Genomic DNA, 3,306 nt, shown 5'->3' with positions numbered 1-3,306 from the left:
GGAGTTCAACCCTCTCTCAAGTGTGTGGTAGTGGTACTAAACACTTCGAGATTTGGGGAGGTACTCCCTTTTTTGCGCCTTAAATACTCAGATGGGGTAAGGCTTTTGAATTATGAAATTCATTCACTTATATGTTTTTTATTAATTTTTATGGGAAAAAACATTGTTAAATCGGAGAAGAATCCCATTGCATAGCCCCCATAAAATTATCTTTTCATTCCAATCTGGGATGAATATCCAATAAATCAACTACACACATGAAAGAGGGTTTTCATTTACCACGCCAACAATCTTTTCCTGAGACGAGATCACATAAAACTTCTCTTTTATTGAGTTATCGTCCCTGCTCTATGCCGTACTAAGTTAATCATTTATAAAGTCTTCTATTGGTATAATCTTTCCATGATCATCATCTATATAAATGTTTCTTAAGAAATTGTCTTGTCTTAGTATCTTCCACATTAAGTCGACCGAATTAAATATCATCATGATGAAACGTGGATTCGAATATGGGATTCTCGAAAGGTCTACTTCTTCGTAAACACTGATTAGATTCTCATCATAATCATAAAATACATGAACCTTTCCATACTCAACTGAAAATCTATCATCCTCTATCTCACTAGTACACACACTACCATAATGCTCAATATTTTTGACACTTTCTAATGTCAACCTTTCATCACCAATAAGAATAATCCAATCCAAAACTCTCTCCCCTATCAGCTTAATGAACTCCATGTCTTATCTAATTCAATAGATACTCAATTACTATCCAAGGAAGCCATAGAACTGGTTCAGTACCTTTAATTTCATCATTAGTGTATTGTGACAATCGGTAAGCTTCATCGAGGGTTCTAATAAAACCATTTTCATTTAGAGAGAATGAGATATTTTTATTATAATATTCAAATAAACTGTTACAAATGTAAGAATGGAACGCTCCATATTCATAACCTAATATTTCATAACCTAGAGTATTGCCATTCATTTCAAGAATTTTATTTTGAGATATGTTATATTCAACACCATAAAAGAATCCTTCTGCTCCAAAATCCTCTTTAAGATTCTCTATAATTTCGGGAGGTAATCCAATTCCAATTAACTTAATACCTGTGATATGGTTCAGGTACCTATGATAAAATTCCCTAGCTGATTGTACGCTCATAAAAACATGTGGAAAACCTAATTTCTTGCTATCAAATTCCTGCTCAACCCACTGTTCCATTGAAGTAAAGCTGTCCTGACTTAAATTTAACTGCTTCATGTATTCTTGTTTCTTCGATTCTGATTTGTCCCAACACACCCCAATATCAGGGTAATTATCACAAATACAGTTACTTGCTGATAGTATCTCTTCTGGCATTATTTCTTTGTCCAAATAATTAGCCCTTTTCATGGGCTTTACTAAATAATATCCTCCCAATAGATACTCCAAAACGAATCTCTCCTTACTTAAAATTGCTCTTTTAAGCACAACTTTTCAAGTTTTAGCTGTTCCCCAAACAACTGATATGTAAGGTTTTGTCCTTAAAGTTAAGGTTTTATGACGTTCATCATGGAATAACAACAAAACAAATTCCGAATTTCCTTGTTTCTTTATTTCTATTCCATAAACTTCTTCTAATGCGAGTTCTATTATGACCTTATTTTCTTGATGCCATCTCATATAAACATAAGAGATACTTGGTTCTATATCAAACTCTAACACATCAGTTTCTCGTTTTAGAATGAACCTCCATTGTTTATAGTAGTCAGGAACATCCATTTCCTCTAAGGTTAATTGCGGTTCACATTCAAAAATATCAATAAGTTCATGTTCTTCTGGAAAAATCTCCATTCTTTGAACCACCTTAACTATGATAAATAAAATCGTGCTTTCATGGTAAACCATTTTTCATTTACATTCATTAAATCCATCCAAGACAATTTGACCCAACTCATGGTCGTTAATAGTTACATCAACTAAATACTCAGGGTCATTCTTTGAATGAGTATAGCCAGTTGTCTTGTACTTCTTCATAATGCTGATTAGATAGCTATTTTCTTTAACATTTTGGGTTACGTTTATGAACAGTTTCGTCCTTATGAAAGAAATCATACTTTTTACTCCTTCAGCCTCAACCCAAAAATCCCCTTTCACATCATTAGGTAAGTATGGTTCTGCAATACTTATTTGAATTGCTTCTTTTATCGCTTTTCCAACATCAGAATCTGTGTATGGAGGTACTAATTTAATGAATTTATTATTAGTTGACCTGTAACCAATTGGATTGATTACGCTAGGATTAAAATATATCAGTGAAGTCTTAAAATCTTTATAAACAGCTACTGATGGAAGGTTTAACAAAATTTCGTTATATTGTTTATTTTCAATGTTATCTTCTAACTTTTTTCTTTGAAATAACCTGAACATAGTGACCTACCCTTCAGCATCAATTAAATAAAATCATTTTTTCTTCGTAGATTATATATTACAATAACCATTAAAACTTCGATTTTATCAGAACTGATTTTCTTCACTGCTTATTCAAATTATTCCGACTTATATTCAACAATCTCAATAACTTTAATGTCCACTTTTGCGATATCGGTAAGGACAAAAAAATCGCTTGATTTCAATTTAAATGTTTTCAGTTCACCTTTTCCAATATCGCTTGCAAAACCATGTATAGTTGTAATTTTATTTCCATTCTTTAAGGTTATATCAATATCGAAACTAAAAATATTCTTCTCGTAGGTTGTTTCATTAAGCTGGACCTGTCCAATTAAATAAGTTGCTCTAGAAGTGTCATTAGTACCAGTTAGATCAATACTAATTTTCTTGTCAGGATCTATGTAAGGGAATTCTTTAGTTTTAGTTTTATAATCTATTGTAATCTCATTGGGTTTTGAATCCTGACTAGCAGTAAATCCTACCGTCCCACCCATACTTTCTGCAACGTATCTAATCGGTACATATACATGGCCGTTATAATTAATGACTTGATATTCGCTAGGCAAACTTTTATTTTCTCCGTTATAAAAAAACTCAGATGGAAATAATGTGACGTTTAATTCATTGGCTGCAATTACTACAGATGAGAGGGAAATAACAATGCCACACAGAAATGCAATAACGACCTTTTTCATAAATATTCTCCTCCGAACCATTAATTAGCTTTTTTATAAAAGATTCAATTCATTAAAATATAACTTGAACGTCCACATCATCCCATATTTCTTTTAAGAGCTTACCATCCATTTTTCCTTTTGCGAGCAATTCATTTGTGTCAACGAAAGACTGATAATCAGAATACAACTCTG

General features: G+C 32.2%; 5 protein-coding genes. All 5 read right to left on the bottom strand.

Going from position 1 to position 3,306, the window contains the following annotated elements:
* Window positions 1–363 precede the first annotated feature (363 nt).
* Window positions 364–708, bottom strand: coding sequence for a hypothetical protein (locus IEY34_RS36035; RefSeq protein ID WP_189021088.1), 345 nt, complete (start codon window positions 706–708; stop codon window positions 364–366).
* Window positions 709–748: 40 nt separating this feature from the next.
* Entirely contained in the window at window positions 749–1,438 is a 690-nt protein-coding gene (locus IEY34_RS36030) for a hypothetical protein (protein WP_189021086.1), read from the bottom strand.
* Window positions 1,439–1,483: 45 nt separating this feature from the next.
* Window positions 1,484–1,840 (bottom strand): hypothetical protein, encoded by a 357-nt coding sequence (locus IEY34_RS36025; RefSeq protein ID WP_189021084.1) that lies wholly within the window; start codon window positions 1,838–1,840, stop codon window positions 1,484–1,486.
* Window positions 1,841–1,897: 57 nt separating this feature from the next.
* Window positions 1,898–2,416: a hypothetical protein gene (locus IEY34_RS36020; RefSeq protein ID WP_189021082.1), complete on the bottom strand. Its 519-nt coding sequence runs from the start codon at window positions 2,414–2,416 to the stop codon at window positions 1,898–1,900.
* 119 nt (window positions 2,417–2,535) lie between these two features.
* Complete coding sequence (locus tag IEY34_RS36015; RefSeq protein ID WP_189021080.1) at window positions 2,536–3,132, bottom strand: stalk domain-containing protein; 597 nt, start codon at window positions 3,130–3,132, stop codon at window positions 2,536–2,538.
* Window positions 3,133–3,306: the final 174 nt, after the last annotated feature.

The sequence above is a fragment of the Paenibacillus marchantiophytorum genome, from assembly GCF_014640555.1.
GTDB lineage: Bacteria > Bacillota > Bacilli > Paenibacillales > NBRC-103111 > Paenibacillus_E > Paenibacillus_E marchantiophytorum.
This window is presented reverse-complemented; position numbering and strand designations above follow the sequence as displayed.

What these genes read in the sequence shown, in the direction of transcription:
- IEY34_RS36025 (WP_189021084.1), bottom strand. Translation starts at nt 1,840, where the DNA reads ATGGAGATTTTTCCAGAAGAACATGAACTTATTGATATTTTTGAATGT.
- IEY34_RS36020 (WP_189021082.1), bottom strand. Translation starts at nt 2,416, where the DNA reads ATGTTCAGGTTATTTCAAAGAAAAAAGTTAGAAGATAACATTGAAAAT.
- IEY34_RS36015 (WP_189021080.1), bottom strand. Translation starts at nt 3,132, where the DNA reads ATGAAAAAGGTCGTTATTGCATTTCTGTGTGGCATTGTTATTTCCCTC.